Source organism: Sphingobacteriales bacterium (genome assembly GCA_016699615.1).
Classification (GTDB): domain Bacteria; phylum Bacteroidota; class Bacteroidia; order Chitinophagales; family JADIYW01; genus JADJSS01.
In genome coordinates this window covers 886,040-902,049 of record CP064984.1, presented here as the reverse complement: position 1 = coordinate 902,049, position 16,010 = coordinate 886,040, and the positions used below count along the sequence as shown (strand labels likewise).

Genomic DNA, 16,010 nt, shown 5'->3' with positions numbered 1-16,010 from the left:
TATATTGTTTTTATTTAATATAAATACCATTCATGAACTCAAATCTACCATTCATGAATTGTGTCATAATATGTGAAGTACATCAAGATATCTTTATACTATCAAATTATTAATCACTTTAAAAAAATTAAAACACATGAAAAAAGTATTCTTTATAGCACTATGCTGCTTTGGGTTAATGGCTAACAATGTAAGCCTTGCAAGCACAACTACTAAAACTATTATTTATAGTGATAGCAAAATAAACATTAAAATTAAAAATGATAGTGACAACGAGATAACTGTAATAAATGCTGGAAGTGGTGGCACTTATAAATTATCAAAAAATACTGTAGTTACTATAAAAATGGAAGAAGGCGACAAATTATTTGTGTACGAAAAAGGTAAAAAAGGCGCACTACTATTAGAAGCATCACCAGAGATGGATGGGAAAGTACAATTGCTAAGTAAGCTTTAATACCAAAAAAATAAAACAATTATAATTAATTGCTGTAATACAAGAAAAAATTATAAAACTATTACAAGTGATTTGTTTTTTTTCAGAACAATTGTTTTTTGTGGCGATGCATTAATGCATCGCTTTTTATTATAATATATTTAATTTATAAAATCATATCATTACTCAATCAACTAAACTTTTGAATAAAAAGATATACTCAAATAAGAAACAAGAGTATAAGAAATGCCATTCATGAACTCAAATCTACCATTTATGAATTGTAAAAAAAAATAGTTTTCATATTGCTGCAACTTTGCATTATCAAAATAAATTATTTAAACAATTAAAAAAAACAGTATGAAAAAATCAATCAAAATTTTCGCAATGGTAGCATTATTTACAGCTACATTATTTACTTCATGCAAAAAAGAAGAAAACTTAAAATCTGGAGTAAAACCAATAGAAACTCTTATCAATACAAAAATGGAATTTTCCTCTTATGGCATTGATGATGTTAATAGAACAATGGCAATTGTTTTTAAATCTTCCATAGCTGGTAAAATAACACATTTAGGAGCGAAATTAGAACCTGGGACATACAATGTTGCTTTGCTAGATTCTAGTTCGCAGTCTGTATTAAAAACTGCAACTGCTACGGTTTCTGATACATCTAATTTTGCTTATACTGATATTGATGATGTTACGATAGTTGCGAATAAAGTGTATTATGTTACAATAAATAATGCAACAACAAGCAATAATGCGAATAAAAAATTCTTTACATATGCATTAATAAGTGCCCCAGTATTTCCTATTACAGACGGCAATTTTACATATTTAGAACCAGTATTCTTGCCTCTTACAACAGATGCAACTAATATATTCAACGAAGACATATATAGACAATCTAATTCAATTTCAGGTGTGCCAAGCTTTATTTTTGTAGAAAACTAAAAAAATATTATTTGATAATTCTTTATAAGTAGTAATTCTCTATTCACTTTACAAAATAAACATTACAGTTTATGAACTCAAATCTACCATTTATGAATTGTGTCAAACTATGCGAAGAACACAGAGATATCTTTGTACTATCAAATTATTAATCACTTTAAAAAACAAATCAAAATGAAATCAACAATCAAATTATTCAGCATCATCGCAGTATTAACTGCATTTTTAATGGCATCTTGCAATAAAGATGACAATTCTCCAAAACCAGTGGCAGATTTTGACCAAACATTCTATTATTCTACATTACAAGATACTTTTTATATGGGTAATGATACAGTATTTTTTAATAATTTATCGACAAATGCTGATACTTATCTTTGGACTTTTAGTGATAATACTACCAGTACAGAAAGAAATCCTAAAAAGAATTTTATTTATACTGGTAGTAGTGAATTTACAGATTTCACAATAACACTAACAGCCACCAAAAATGGAAAATCATCTACAAAAACTAAAACTATTGTAGGATGGTGGGATTAACATAATACAATAAATATTTTTAAAATACGGTTACAATTGTAGAAAAGCGATGCTGAAATGCATCGCTTTTTTTTATTATAATAAATTCTTCTTGTGTATTATTATATATTAAATATATATAGCTTATTTTTATTCATAAAGTCACATCATTAATTAATCAACTAAATTTTTGAATAAAAAGATATACTCAAATAAGAAACAAGAGTATAAGAAATGCCATTCATGAACTCAAATCTACCATTCATGAATTGTAAAAAAAAATAGTTCTCATCTTGCTGCAACTTTGCATTATCAAAATAAATTATTTAAACAATTAAAAAAAAACAGTATGAAAAAATCAATCAAAATTTTCGCAATGGTAGCATTATTTACAGCTACATTATTTACTTCATGTAAAAAAGAAGAAAACTTAAAATCTGGAGTAAAACCAATAGAAACTCTTATCAATACAAAAATGGAATTTTCCTCTTATGGTCTTTATGATGGTAATAGAACAATGGCAATTGTTTTTAAATCTTCTAAAGCTGGTAAAATAACACATTTAGGAGCGAAATTAGAACCTGGTACTTACAATGTTGCTTTGCTAGATTCTAGTTCGCAGTCTGTATTAAAAACTGCAACTGTTACGGTTTCTGATACATCTAATTTTGCTTATACTGATATTGATGATGTTACAATAGTTGCAAATAAAGTATACTATGTTACTGTAAATAATGCAACAACAAGCAATAATGCCACCAAAAAATTCTTTTTATATGCATTAATAGATGATTTAGAATTTCCTATTACAGATGGTAATTTCACATATTTAGTACCAGTATTCTTGCCTCTTACAACAGATGCAACTAATATATTCAACGAAGACAGATATAGACAATCTAATTCAATTTCAGGCGTACCAAGCTTTATTTTTGTAGAAAACTAAAAAAATATTATTTGATAATTCTTTATAAGTAGTAATTCTCTATTCACTTTACAAAATAAACATTACAGTTTATGAACTCAAACCTACCATTTATGAATTGTGTCAAACTATGCGAAGAAGATGGAGATATCTTTGTACTATCAAATTATTAATCACTTTAAAAACAAATTAAAATGAAATCAACAATCAAATTATTCAGCATCATCGCAGTATTAACTGCATTTTTATTGGCATCTTGTTCTAAAGATGAAGAGCTTAGCCCAGTAGCAAATTTTACTTTCTCTACAGCAGATACTATCAGATATAATGAATCTGTAACTTTCAATAATCTTTCTACCAATGCAGATACATATCTTTGGGATTTTGGAGATGGTACTACAAGTACAGAAAAAAATCCAACGAAAGAATCTTTTAATACAAAAGAAACAAGATTATCAGGTAGTGAATGTTATTTAACATTTACAGTAACATTAGTAGCATCTAAAGGTGATAAATCATCAACAGTATCTAAAAACATTGTACTTAACTATTGTGGGGAAGTATCACCAGTTGATCCAGTTACGCCAGTTTCACCTGGTGGAGCAACAGAAGTTCCAATTAAAAAATAATAAATCCATTACAAACTATTTTTGAGCAGTACCATTTTTGGTACTGCTTTTTTTTATATAGGAATTTTTATAGTAACCTTCGTGCCTAATGATTGATTGTTTTCGTCATACTTATCTTCAAATATGACAACAACATTTTCTGATTTGCCAAAGTTAAGTAGCTGTAATCTCTTTTCAGTTGCATTTGTTGCAAAAGATTGATGTGTTTTGTGTCTATTCTTATTAATTTCAGCTGATGCATTTCTACCAATTCCATTATCATCAATTGTACAAGCTAATATTTCATCATTTTCTTCCATAAAGAAATGGATATTGATATTCTTATTACCTATTTTATGAAATAATCCATGCTTAATACTGTTTTCAACATAAGGTTGAACAAGCATAGGTGGTATCTGAATATAATCTTCATCTATGTCCTCATCAAAACTTATGTTGGAGCTAAAATCATTTCCGAATCTCATACTTTCTAATTCAAGGTACATTTTTAGTATCTCAACTTCTTCAGACAAATATATTTTTTGTTTTTCTGATGTTTCTAAAATCTTCCTTGTTAGATAAGCAAAATTACCCATTTGTTCGTTTGCATATTTCAAACTACCTGATGTATATAATTCTTGGATTGAATTTAAAGCATTAAAAATAAAATGTGGATTCATCTGAGATTTTAATGCAGTAAGCACAGCTTCATTTTTTTGTTGCTCTATCTTTGTTTTTTTCTCAGATGCATCTAATTCTATTTTTAATAATTCATTTTTCTTTTTAGTATTTATTCTATATATAATAAAGTATGAAACAATCATGGCAATTAGTAATAATAGTGCTAAGCCAATAAGATAAAAACGTTGTTGTTTATTTTTTAGTAGTGCAATTTTTTGCTGTTGCCCTAATAGTGTTATGGTATTCATGTTTTTCTGATTCTTGTATTTAAAATCAGCTTTCAACATATTGCTTCTATTTTCATCATAGAATATACTATCTGCTAATGTTGAATACTTATTGTTGAATAAATAAGCATTTTTATAATCTTTTTGCTGAGCATATATATTACTTAGTACTTTATAAGTATTTTTTGTAATAGATGGATTTTTACTATCCACACTTATTTGATATGCTTCCTTAGCTTTTGCTAAGGCAGCGTCTAGTTTCATTTTCTTCAAATCAATTTGCGCCAATTGCAGAAGTACCATAGCATAAAAGTTATTGGCTTTGATTTGTTGAAAAACGTCTAAAGCTAAATTGTAATAATAGTATGCTGAATCTAAATTCTCAGTGACATAAAAATAATCTGCATAAAATTTATATGATGTAGCAATCTGACTTATGTATTGATTTGGTTTTGCAATGGAAATGGCTTCATTCAAAAGTGGACTTACCTCAGTGTATTTTTTTAGATTTATTTTATTATGTGCAATGCTATTTAATACAAGTACAACACGTATTTTGTCATCTATCTTTTTGTTTATAGATAGACATTTTTGATAGTAATTATTTGCAGAATTATAGTCTTTTTGCAAATCATAAATTCTACCTATGGCAAAACAAGTTCTTTCAATTCCAATATCATCTTTTAATTTTTCAAATATATTGAGCGCCTCTAAATTATTTTTTATAGCATTTTCATTATCACCTAAGTTATTATAAGCATAACCCAAATCTGTTTTTACATATGCTATTGAAGAAATATTTTTAGACTTTTTTGCTTCTTTAAGTGCCAATTTAAAATAAAATAATGCACTATCAAGACTGCCAAGAAAATCGAATGCTGTACCTAAGTTTTGTAAAGCAAGTGCATTCTCTGTATATAATTTTTTTTCAGATGCAATATTTGAAGCTATCCTATAATTTATGATAGCACTATCATAATTATCTATATAAACATTATATGCGCCATAATTATTGTATACTGTACTATAATATTTATAAAACTCATATTTAGACTTTTCGTCTAAATTTTTGCGTTTAATATTTTTTAATACAATATCTTTTAGTTGATGATTGTATTGTATCCAAATAGTGTGATCCTGCTCTTCTTCAATTAATGTATTTAACTTTCTACATTTTAAAGTGTCGTTATTATCTATATTATCTGAAAATGAAAATAATATAGATGTTGATAAGAAAAATGTGAGTGCAAATTTTAGATAACGCATTTTGTAACCAATAATACATGAAATTATTTACTTAACAAAACGTGTATAGTTTGAAATTTAATATTACACTAAAAAAATAAAGATATTAAATAGATATTACTGAATTTGTTGGTGTATATTAATGCCACATTCTAAGAACTTACGATAGTTATCTACATCGGACGAAAATGAATAATCTACTGGTTGGTTTAATACTTTTTCTTGCGGATTAATTAAAACATAGTAAGGTTGAGAATTTGTTTGGAAATGTTTTGCTTGAAAATCACTCCATTTTTGGCCAACAGTTTTTATTTTTTTCTCAGTTCCTGTTGCAGTCGAGGTGTACCATTCATTTTCTGGCAATTCTTTTCTATCATCAACATACAAAGAAATAATTACATACTTAGATAATAAATTTTTTATATCAATATTAGTCCAAACATGTTCTTCTATTTTTCTACAATTTACACATCCATATCCTGTGAAGTCTAATAAAATTGGTAAATTATGTTCTTTTGCATAAGCTAAACCTTCTTCATAATCTTTAAAATGGGTAAGGGTTTCTTTATTTTCAGATTTAAAATTATAGCCAACTGGTGGTGCCAAGCCACTTAGTAATTTTAATGGTTGGTAAGTAAATAAACCATAGATAAGATAAACAACAAAAGCAACTGAAATAACGCCAAATGCTTTTCTAGGTATACTAATTGTTTCATGCTTATCTTCTTTAGCACGAATAATTCCTAATAAGTATAATGCTAATAGTGTAAATAGAATTATCCAGATAATTAAAAATGGTTCTATGCGTAAAATTCCCCAATTTTGTGTCATATCTACAATGGATAAGAACTTGAAGGCTAATGCTAATTCTATAAATCCTAAGGTGACTTTTACTGTTTTCATCCAGCCACCAGATTTTGGCAATGAATGTAACCATTGTGGAAATAATGCAAATAATGTAAATGGCAATGCTAATGCCAAAGAAAAACCAAACATTCCAATAGTTGGTTTTAGTGGAATTCTACCTAATATAGTTGGGCCACCACCTGTTGCTGCTTCTACCAACAAAGTTCCAATGATTGGTCCAGTGCAAGAAAATGAAACTAGTGCCAATGTAAATGCCATAAAGAAAATTCCAAGATTTCCGCCTTTACTTGCTAAACTATCAGATTTGTTTGCCCATGATGATGGTAATGTAATTTCATAAAATCCAAAAAATGAGAATGCAAAAATAATGAATACTATAAAAAATAATAAATTAAACCATATATTTGTGCTCATTGCATTAAGTGCATCAGAACCAAAAACAGAAGTAATAATTAAACCTAATAATAGATAAATTATAATGATTGATACACCATAGATAAGTGCTTTTTGGATACCATGTTTGGTGTCTTTTCCACCTTTGGTAAAAAAGCTTACAGTAAGTGGTATCATAGGAAAGACACATGGTGTAAGTAATGCAACTAAGCCACCCAAAAATCCAAATAGGAATATTAAAAATATACTTTTATCTTTTTGCTCTGTTTTATTGCTACAACCATTTTCGGAAAACTGCCAATCAAATTTATCTGATTTTGATGTAATACTTGGTGTGCTGTTTTCTATTGTTGGTACTTGTTGTGCTGTATCTACACTAGCTGGCGCATTATTATCACTAAATGAGAATGTAAAAGCTTCTGGTCCAAATGGCATACAACCTTCTTCATCTTTACAAACTTGACCATCAAATTCGCCTTTTAAAACAGCATTTTTATTTCCTACTTTAACTTTTTGTACAAATGTTACAGTCTTTGCAAATGAAGATACTTCTACACCAAAAAGCTCATCCATTTTTTTCTCTAATTTGCCAACTTCTTCAACTTTGCCAATCAGTTTCACGTCTTTATTTGGCTCAAATACAAATCGAGTAGGCAATGGACCACCTTCTGAAGTAAATTGAGAATAGACATGCCAATCCTTATCAAGTGTACAAATAATTTTTAAATTATATTCATTGTTGCCAAGATCTTCTTTTTCTGTTTTAAACTTAAGATGAGATTCAAAACTTGGTTGTGCTAGAACACTAGTTGCGATAGTAAGTAGTAAAAGAATATTTATCAATAATCTTTTCATGATATTTTTGTTTTGATATTACACAGCTTGTACTTGTAATAATGATTCAAATAATTTTAGTCCATCAGCATTTCCTAGTATGTTCTCAGCAGCTCTTTCAGGATGAGGCATCATGCCAAAAACATTCCTATTTTTATTGCAAATGCCTGCAATATTTTGTATTGAGCCATTTGGATTGCTTACTTCATTGATATTGCCTTGTGCATCACAATATTTGAAAAGCACCTGATTGTTTGCATACAACTCATCAATAGTTTTTTGAGATGCATAATATCTACCTTCGCCATGTGCTATTGGAATATTGTATGCTTCATCCAACTGTAAATTTCTAGTGATAGCACTATCTAATGTTGTTGGCTTTATGTATTGGTTTTGACAAATAAATCTTTGGTTGTTGTTCATTAACAATGCACCAGGCAACAAATGAGCTTCACACAAAATTTGAAAACCATTGCAAATTCCCCAAACGTAACCACCATTATTTGCATGCTCTATTACTTTTTCCATAATAGGAGATAGTCTTGCTATTGCACCACAACGCAGATAATCGCCATAAGAAAATCCACCTGGTATAATGATACAATCATTACTTGTAAGTCCTTGTAAATCTTTGTCTTTGTGCCATAAGGTTACTACTTCAGAATGTAGAATTTTACTACATACATGCACCATATCTTGGTCGCAATTTGAGCCTGGGAAAATTACTATACCGAATTTCATAAATATATCTGCTAACTTAATGAATTAATCTATCATTCTTTTTACATGAACTATAAAAATAGTTAAAAGAAAGATTAAATTTAATGCTTCACTTAATCTTGTCTTTTTAATCCTAAGCATTAATAGGCTAATATATATTGAAAGTGGAATAAATAGGATGGATAGTACATCAATTAGATATTTGGAACTTAGCAGTACAGCAACTGACATTCCAATCAATAAAAATACAATTAAATTAACGCTCTTTTTTCTTTTTACGCTTGTTGCTTGAGCAATTCCTCTTAGGCTTACAAAACTGAATAAGAGATATAGTATACTTAAAATTGTTGGAATAAGCTCAATAATATTATTGCGATGTATATATTCTTTCTGATAGAAATAAAAGTCAAACGGATTGTGTATGTTTATGTTTAGAAAATAGGCTATAGAAAAAATATAGAACCAAACCATTGCAACACCAACAAGAATAAGCAACATTTCTTTGAGATTAAATGCCTTTGGAATGTAGAACATAATAAGAATAAATGGTAATGCAACAATTATATTTGGGAAAATAAAGGTTGCAATTCCAAATAAAACACCAATATTGAATGCCTCAGCTTTTGCACTTGTTTCCTGATAAATTGAAATATATAGATTGAAAATAAATAATATTATAAACGTAATTATGTGAAAATAGTTAAAAAAATTATAGTTTGGAATAATAGATGAAATCAGCATAAAAATATATGCTGGAACAATATATTGCACAGAATATAAATCGCTTTTTTGGAAGTAATAATTAATTAAAAAACATTGTGCAAGTATAGAAAGTTGTGCAGCTACAAAATTTAGAATATTTGAGTTGAACTGGAATGATGGTAGTCCATCAAATATAAAAGTGTAAGGAAGTGTGTTAGGTTCGTAGAAAAATAGGAAAGGCAGTTTTACACAGAAAAACACAACTATAAATAAGATAATAGTGCTGAAGTTATTAGATTTTAGGAGTTGAATCACGTGTAGTTATCTATTGCAAAAGTACAAAATTAATGTATAATATTAATATCAGACTAGTTTGCTTCTGTTATTATTGTTGCTATATCTTGATTGACTAAAAATGTGTTCCAACCCAATTGTTTTGGAATATTTAAGTTCTCATTTTTATCATCAAAGAAATAAATTTGCTCTGATGTAGTATTTACTTGCTGTTGCACATATTCATAGATGTCTTGATTTGGTTTTCGCATACCAATTTTTTGAGAATAGAATTGGTGATTAAAAATATTATCAAAGATATTTTCATCATATGTTTTTTGAATCATATCAATAATATAATCAAGATGAATATCATTTGTATTGCTTAGTAGATAGATTTTATTATCTTTTGCAAGTGAAAAAAGCAAATCAATCCTATGTTTTGGAATTTCTTTTAAGATGCCGCACCATGCACTTTCAACTGTAATATTTGGATTTGTCTTTATTTGATTCATTTCTTCAAGAAAAGTATCTACACTTATGATGCCTTTCTCAAAATCATGAAAAAATTTCTGTTCAAATTTTTGTACTAATGCTTGGTTATTAAAATTAGTCAATAAGTCTTCTTGCCACCAATTTAGTTCTGGTTTTAGGTCTATGATAACATCACCTAAATCAAAAATTAGTGTTTTATGTTGTAGCAAAGTGTTATAGTAATTTATTGATTATATGTTCTATTGAAACATTTTCAGCTTCTGCTTTAAAGTTTCGAATAACTCTATGTCTTAAAATTGGCAACGACACAGCTTGAACATCATCTATATCTGGTGAAAATTTTCCTTGTATGGCTGCATGTGCTTTGGCTGCTAAAACTAATGCTTGTGATGCTCTTGGTCCTGCGCCCCAAGCTACAAAATCATTTACAATTGCTGGTGCTTGTGGTGTGTTTGGCCTTGTTGATGTAGCCAACTTTACAGCATATTCTAAAACATTATCTGCAATTGGCATTCTGCGTATCAGATGTTGGTAGGCAATTATATCTTGCTTACTAAGTATTTTTTTAGGTTGAATTTTTTGGTCGTTTGTTGTCGCTTTTACCACATTTACCTCATCTTGGTAGCTAGGATAGTTCAATACAATATTAAACATAAATCTATCTAATTGAGCTTCTGGAAGTGGATATGTGCCTTCTTGTTCTATTGGATTTTGTGTTGCCAATACAAAGAAAGGCAACTCTAATTGATGTATTTGTCCAGCAGCAGTAACTTGTCTTTCTTGCATGGCTTCGAGCAATGCAGATTGTGTTTTTGGTGGTGTTCTGTTGATTTCGTCTGCCAAAACAATATTTGCAAACAATGGTCCTTTGTTGAAATGAAACTGTCTGTTCTCATTCATTACTTCTGCACCAATAATATCTGATGGCATTAAATCTGGTGTAAATTGTATTCGCTTAAAATCTAAGTCTAATACATCAGAAACTGTTTTTACTAAGAGTGTTTTTGCTAATCCAGGTACACCAACTAATAAACTATGACTATCACAAAAAATGGATAAGAGTACAAATCTAATTACATCTTCTTGTCCTATAATTACACTGTGTATTTCGTTTTTTAAGGCTACGAAATCTTTTGATAATTGTTCAATGCCTTCGACATCAGAGTTAAATTTTTGCATAGTGTACAAGTTAATGAAATGTCAATATTATTTAGCCCAATCTTTGAGCAATTCACATGATTTGTAGTTGCCATCTATCATCATATATGTTTTAGACATATTTTTGTCTAACCATTTTTGCATGACAGATTCTTCTTTGTTGTTGATGGCAGCTGTTTGTATTCTGTCGTAATCTAGTTGTAAGTTTGCAACATGCGGCTCGCTTTTAGATATCAATTTTAAAATTCTGTAAGCTGGTGTTCCATCTTGTGTTTGGAACATATTTGGTTCTGTAATTTTTCCAACTTCTAGATTTTCTACTGCTTTATAAATTTCTGGGTCTAGATTTTTTACTTCTACAATTGTATTTCCAGTTTCGTAGTCTAAAATTGCGCCACCTACATTTTTAGATTGTTCATCTTCAGAATATAATTTTACACATTCTTCAAATGATATTTTATTATCCATTATTGATTTTCTAATACTATCAATCTTAGCATATGCCAATTCGGCGCCAACTGATGTTGATTTTGGTCTAATTAGTATGTGTTTTAAATTAATTTGATCGCCTCTTCTTTCAACTAATTGTATTATATGAAATCCAAATGTTGTTTCTACTACATCAGAAATTTCATTTGGTTTAAGTTTGAATGCTACTGCTTCAAATTCTTTTACAAAAGAGCCACGTGTAGCCCAACCTAAATCTCCACCTTCTTGTGCAGAACCTAAATCTTCTGAGTATAAACTTGCTTTTAGTTCAAAGCTTTCGCCTGCATCTAATTCACTTTTTATAGCTTTTATTTTATTTAATGCAATTTGTCTTTGTTCTTCACTTACTTTTGGTTTTACTACTATTTGTAATAATTCTACTTCTGCATTAAAGTATGGTACATCTTCTGTATCTAAATTTTCAAAGAATGATTTTACTTCAGATGGTGTTACTTTTATTTCGCCAACAATTTTCTGACGCATTTGGTTGGCATACAATTGTTCTCTGATATCATCTCTGAAATCATCTTTTATTTGCTCAATATTTTTTTTGTAATGTTCTTCAAATGCTTGCACAGAACCAGCCATTGATACGAAATAGTTTATCTTTCTATCCAATTCATCTTCTACTTCCGCATCGCCAACAGGCAAGCTATCTCTTTCTGCTTGTATCGTCAGTATTTTATTAAATATCATTTGATACATTAAATCACATTTATTTTCTGCCTCTTCTTCGCCACGTAAGTTCATAATCTCCATCTGATTTTCTATATCAGATTTTAGAATAATTTTGTCTGCAACAATGGCATCAATTTTATCTAAAACGATTCCATTTTGAGCAACAGCCAATTGTAATGAAAGAAAGCCACACAGAGTCCAACAGATTATTTTATTTATCATGGTGCAAAAATAGCATTTTAGTGTATTTTAATGTAATTTTTTATTTTTTAATTAGCTTATTTAAGATATCTTGATTGATTTTGACTGGATATTTAACTTTTAGATTATCAATCCATTCCTTTTCTAATTTTTCTTGATAGTCTGCAATAACATAACCTCTACATTCTTCAAAATCTTTGGTTTTTTCTGGCGAGTATTGATAATATTGTTTAATTGTGTATGTATTGTCTGTTTTTTTAGGTTTTTGTACAGAAACTGCGTTTTTAGAATTAGATATTTCTTTAGTAATAACTGGACTTGTTTCTTTCATCACAGAAAGTTTGTCTTGCAAAACATTTGAATTTATATTTGGATCTTCCAACAATGTTTTATATATTTTTTTGGCATTTTTAGAATTGTTTAACTGCACAGTTCTTTCTTTTATGGTTGATGGCTTTATATATTTTTCTTTATTTTGCTCATAATGATTTCTTACACCAATGCTATCTTCCAATGCTTTATTCCAAATTTTTTGTTCAGATATATCAAATATCATAATGCCATCTCTATATTCTTGAATTAAATTCTTATATTCAATATTGTTCTGCTGTATATCTTCTTTATATCTACTTACAATATTATTTTTTAATACTTCATCAAAAAGTGCATCTAGTCTATTTGTGCCTTGTTTTGTATTTAATGTGTAGTATATTTTCTCTATTCCACTGCCAATTTTATTTTGATCGTAATCTACATTACCAATTTTATATAATACTAAGTTTGGAAATGTGTCTTTGTATTTAAAAGAATAATCTCCAATAAATCTTGCCATGTATTTTTTGAACAATGCAATATTTTTATTGTTTGCAACATAACCATAAGTTGCTTTTTTATCATTTACGAAATCTGTTAATGCCATTTCATACAAGGCAGAATTTTGCAATTTTGTTTTTAATACTGATTTGCTTTCTTCAAAAGTTTGTGGTTTTGTTTCATCTACTTTTTTTATGATGTACCATGCAGATTTTGTTAGCACAGGCTCAGAAATATCGCCAATATTTTTTATACTATAAGCTGCCTCTTCAAATTCAGGTGCAAATGTATTGATGCCAAACCAATCTAGTTTTCCTCCAAAAGTTTTTGTATTTTCATCTTCGCTATATTTTGTTACTAATTGCTCAAAAGGCACACCATCTTGATACATTTTAGCAATCATTTTCATGGTATCTTGTAGTGCTTGGTGGTCGTCTTTTGTGCCATTAAGTGGTAAGAACTTTTTGATGATAGCAACTTTCAATGTTGGTCTTGCTGTTCTAGTATTATTTAGTTTTATTATATGCCAACCATATTTTGTAAGTATTGGCTCTGCAATTTGTCCTGGCTCAAGTTGATAGGCAATATCTTCAATTTCAGGTAATGCAATTTGATATGCATTGTACCAGCCTAAATTTCCTTTTACAAATTTGGTGTTCGCATCATCAGATATTTTTGCTGCTTCATCAAAACTAAGTTGATTGCTTTTTATTTTTTGATAGATGTCTTTTGCTTTTTTTTCTGCTGTCAATTTTGTTGAATCATTAGTAACAGCAAAGAAAATATGACTCAGTTCTACATCTTTTTTAGAACGATTATATTCTTGTTCAATGATTTTATCCAACACTTCTTTGTCTACATAACTGTTCAACAATTGTTGCTCATACACAGCAAATTCATCTCTAAATTTATCATTTTGTGCATAGCCTAAACTGTTTGCTTCTTTTACTTTTAGTCTAAAATTGATGTATAAGTCTAAATAATTTTCAATGGAAGTTCTGCTAAAATCTTCTTTACCATTATAGTTATTTTTCTTATATATATTTTCAAACTCACTGCGTTTCACTTCTGTGTCGTCAATCGTAAAAAGAACTTCATCTTGTGCGTAAATTACAGTGCTTAGAAGTAATAAAGTGTTTAGTAGTAAAATTTTATGCATAATCTTTGTTCTAAATTATACGAAATATAGTTTTTTTTTGCTGATTAGGCAAAGTTTTTCAAATCAAATGCCTACTATTAATTATTTTTAACAACTAATGAAGAAGAAATATCCAAATGTAGAATTAACTATCGAAAAAATAGCTGCCGAAGGAAGAGGCATTGCCAAGCATGATGGTTTGATTTATTTTGTAGAAAAAGCCATTCCTGGAGATGTTGTTGATACAAAAATTAAGAAGAAAAAGAAAGATTATGCCATTGCACAAATTAATAAATATGTAAAAAAGTCTGATGACAGAATAGAATCAGTGTGTACACATTTTGGTACATGTGGTGGTTGTTATTGGCAAAACGTTGCCTACGAAAAACAATTAGCTTTTAAACAACAAATTGTAGTTGAAGTATTAAAGAAAATAGGTAGAGCAGAAATAGAAAATACATTACCCATTTTAGGTGCAAATCCAACATTCTATTACAGAAATAAAATGGAATATACTTTTTCGGATAGAGCTTGGCTAACAGATGAGCAAATTCAAAGTGAAGAAAGTTTTGATAGGAGAGCACTTGGATTTCATGTTGCTGGAAGTTTTGCCTCAGTATTGCATATTGATGCTTGCTTTTTGCAACACAAAACTGCTGATGAAATCAGAAACAGTATTTTTCAATTTGCCTTACAAAATGATTTTTCATTTTGTAATCTGAAAACGAATGAAGGTTTTTTGAGAAACTTAATCATTAGAAATACAAAAACAAATGAATGGATGGTTACTGTATGTTTTGCAGCACATCAGCAAGAAAATATACAGCAAATGATGCAGCATATCTTAAATAATTTTCCGTTCATTACTTCATTAAATTATATTATCAATACAAAAAATAACGATACCATATTTGATCAAGAAGTGATTAACTTTAATGGAAGACCATTTATTATTGAGCAACTGAAGAACATACAATATAAGATAAGTACAAAATCATTTTTTCAAACCAATAGTTATCAAGCAGAAAATTTGTATGATGTTGTGGTACAATTTGCACAATTGAAGCACACAGATATTGTGTATGATTTGTATTGTGGCACAGGAAGCATTGCATTGTATTTAGCCAATCAGTGCAAACAGGTAATTGGTATTGAGCAAATTGAAGATGCTATAGTAGATGCTACAGAAAACGCAAGTTTAAACAAAATTGACAATGCAACTTTTTATGTTGGCACAGTAGAAAAAATATTAGACGAGCATTTTTTAGAACAACATCCAAAGGCAGATGTTGTAATATTAGATCCACCAAGAGCTGGCTTGCACGAAAAAGTTATAGAAACATTGTTGGTAGCCTTGCCAAAGAAAATTGTGTATGTTAGTTGCAATCCAGCTACACAAGCAAGAGACATTCAATTATTAAATACGGCATACAAAAATGTACAAGCACAAGCTGTAGATATGTTTCCACATACCTATCATATCGAAAATGTAATACTTTTAGAATTGATGGAATAATATAAAGTATGTGTCTGTTGTTATATTCATTTTTATATTTTTAATGGTTTATTTCCATTACTTAATGACATTGTACTAATACTAGTTGAAAAGTAGAACATAAAAACTATTGTGATAGGCGACGCTTGCATATGC

At 28.9% G+C, this 16,010-nt stretch carries 14 protein-coding genes; 6 read left to right on the top strand and 8 right to left on the bottom strand.

Annotated elements, in window-relative coordinates:
* Window positions 1-136 precede the first annotated feature (136 nt).
* From IPK18_04335 to IPK18_04315, 5 genes are all read left to right on the top strand, one after another.
* Window positions 137-457 carry a hypothetical protein gene (locus IPK18_04335; GenBank protein ID QQR98758.1) on the top strand — a complete coding sequence of 107 codons (321 nt, stop codon included), beginning with the start codon at window positions 137-139 and terminating at the stop codon, window positions 455-457.
* A gap of 339 nt (window positions 458-796) precedes the next feature.
* Window positions 797-1,393 carry a hypothetical protein gene (locus IPK18_04330; GenBank protein QQR98757.1) on the top strand — a complete coding sequence of 199 codons (597 nt, stop codon included), beginning with the start codon at window positions 797-799 and terminating at the stop codon, window positions 1,391-1,393.
* Window positions 1,394-1,567: 174 nt separating this feature from the next.
* Entirely contained in the window at window positions 1,568-1,933 is a 366-nt protein-coding gene (locus IPK18_04325) for a PKD domain-containing protein (protein QQR98756.1), read from the top strand.
* A 328-nt stretch (window positions 1,934-2,261) separates the two neighbouring features.
* Window positions 2,262-2,858 (top strand): hypothetical protein, encoded by a 597-nt coding sequence (locus IPK18_04320; protein ID QQR98755.1) that lies wholly within the window; start codon window positions 2,262-2,264, stop codon window positions 2,856-2,858.
* A 173-nt stretch (window positions 2,859-3,031) separates the two neighbouring features.
* Complete coding sequence (locus IPK18_04315) at window positions 3,032-3,466, top strand: PKD domain-containing protein (GenBank protein QQR98754.1); 435 nt, start codon at window positions 3,032-3,034, stop codon at window positions 3,464-3,466.
* 53 nt (window positions 3,467-3,519) lie between these two features.
* Here IPK18_04315 and IPK18_04310 read toward each other — a convergent pair whose 3' ends face one another.
* The 8 genes from IPK18_04310 to IPK18_04275 all read right to left on the bottom strand — a co-directional run bounded on the left by IPK18_04310 (window position 3,520) and on the right by IPK18_04275 (window position 14,380).
* Window positions 3,520-5,619: a tetratricopeptide repeat protein gene (locus IPK18_04310; protein QQR98753.1), complete on the bottom strand. Its 2,100-nt coding sequence runs from the start codon at window positions 5,617-5,619 to the stop codon at window positions 3,520-3,522.
* Between the two features lie 96 nt (window positions 5,620-5,715).
* Entirely contained in the window at window positions 5,716-7,713 is a 1,998-nt protein-coding gene (locus IPK18_04305; protein ID QQR98752.1) for a thioredoxin family protein, read from the bottom strand.
* An 18-nt stretch (window positions 7,714-7,731) separates the two neighbouring features.
* Window positions 7,732-8,433 carry a phosphoribosylformylglycinamidine synthase subunit PurQ gene (gene purQ / locus IPK18_04300; GenBank protein QQR98751.1) on the bottom strand — a complete coding sequence of 234 codons (702 nt, stop codon included), beginning with the start codon at window positions 8,431-8,433 and terminating at the stop codon, window positions 7,732-7,734.
* 24 nt (window positions 8,434-8,457) lie between these two features.
* A complete protein-coding gene (locus IPK18_04295) occupies window positions 8,458-9,429 on the bottom strand; it encodes a hypothetical protein (protein QQR98750.1) in 972 nt (323 codons plus the stop codon).
* Between the two features lie 53 nt (window positions 9,430-9,482).
* Window positions 9,483-10,091, bottom strand: a complete 609-nt coding sequence (locus tag IPK18_04290) for an HAD-IA family hydrolase (GenBank protein QQR98749.1) — start codon at window positions 10,089-10,091, stop codon at window positions 9,483-9,485.
* A 4-nt stretch (window positions 10,092-10,095) separates the two neighbouring features.
* Window positions 10,096-11,061 carry an AAA family ATPase gene (locus IPK18_04285; GenBank protein QQR98748.1) on the bottom strand — a complete coding sequence of 322 codons (966 nt, stop codon included), beginning with the start codon at window positions 11,059-11,061 and terminating at the stop codon, window positions 10,096-10,098.
* Window positions 11,062-11,088: 27 nt separating this feature from the next.
* Complete coding sequence (locus IPK18_04280; GenBank protein QQR98747.1) at window positions 11,089-12,429, bottom strand: peptidylprolyl isomerase; 1,341 nt, start codon at window positions 12,427-12,429, stop codon at window positions 11,089-11,091.
* Between the two features lie 40 nt (window positions 12,430-12,469).
* On the bottom strand, window positions 12,470-14,380 hold the full coding sequence (locus tag IPK18_04275) for a peptidylprolyl isomerase (GenBank protein QQR98746.1): 1,911 nt from the start codon (window positions 14,378-14,380) through the stop codon (window positions 12,470-12,472).
* Between the two features lie 97 nt (window positions 14,381-14,477).
* On the opposite strand from IPK18_04275, the gene rlmD reads away from it, so the two are divergent.
* Entirely contained in the window at window positions 14,478-15,875 is a 1,398-nt protein-coding gene (gene rlmD / locus IPK18_04270) for a 23S rRNA (uracil(1939)-C(5))-methyltransferase RlmD (protein ID QQR98745.1), read from the top strand.
* Window positions 15,876-16,010: the final 135 nt, after the last annotated feature.

Bases quoted from the DNA above. Each gene is read 5' to 3' on its own strand.
- rlmD (QQR98745.1), top strand. From the start codon at position 14,478: ATGAAGAAGAAATATCCAAATGTAGAATTAACTATCGAAAAAATAGCT.
- purQ (QQR98751.1), bottom strand. From the start codon at position 8,433: ATGAAATTCGGTATAGTAATTTTCCCAGGCTCAAATTGCGACCAAGAT.
- IPK18_04285 (QQR98748.1), bottom strand. From the start codon at position 11,061: ATGCAAAAATTTAACTCTGATGTCGAAGGCATTGAACAATTATCAAAA.
- IPK18_04305 (QQR98752.1), bottom strand. From the start codon at position 7,713: ATGAAAAGATTATTGATAAATATTCTTTTACTACTTACTATCGCAACT.
- IPK18_04275 (QQR98746.1), bottom strand. From the start codon at position 14,380: ATGCATAAAATTTTACTACTAAACACTTTATTACTTCTAAGCACTGTA.
- IPK18_04280 (QQR98747.1), bottom strand. From the start codon at position 12,429: ATGATAAATAAAATAATCTGTTGGACTCTGTGTGGCTTTCTTTCATTA.
- IPK18_04335 (QQR98758.1), top strand. From the start codon at position 137: ATGAAAAAAGTATTCTTTATAGCACTATGCTGCTTTGGGTTAATGGCT.
- IPK18_04330 (QQR98757.1), top strand. From the start codon at position 797: ATGAAAAAATCAATCAAAATTTTCGCAATGGTAGCATTATTTACAGCT.
- IPK18_04315 (QQR98754.1), top strand. From the start codon at position 3,032: ATGAAATCAACAATCAAATTATTCAGCATCATCGCAGTATTAACTGCA.
- IPK18_04310 (QQR98753.1), bottom strand. From the start codon at position 5,619: ATGCGTTATCTAAAATTTGCACTCACATTTTTCTTATCAACATCTATA.
- IPK18_04325 (QQR98756.1), top strand. From the start codon at position 1,568: ATGAAATCAACAATCAAATTATTCAGCATCATCGCAGTATTAACTGCA.
- IPK18_04320 (QQR98755.1), top strand. From the start codon at position 2,262: ATGAAAAAATCAATCAAAATTTTCGCAATGGTAGCATTATTTACAGCT.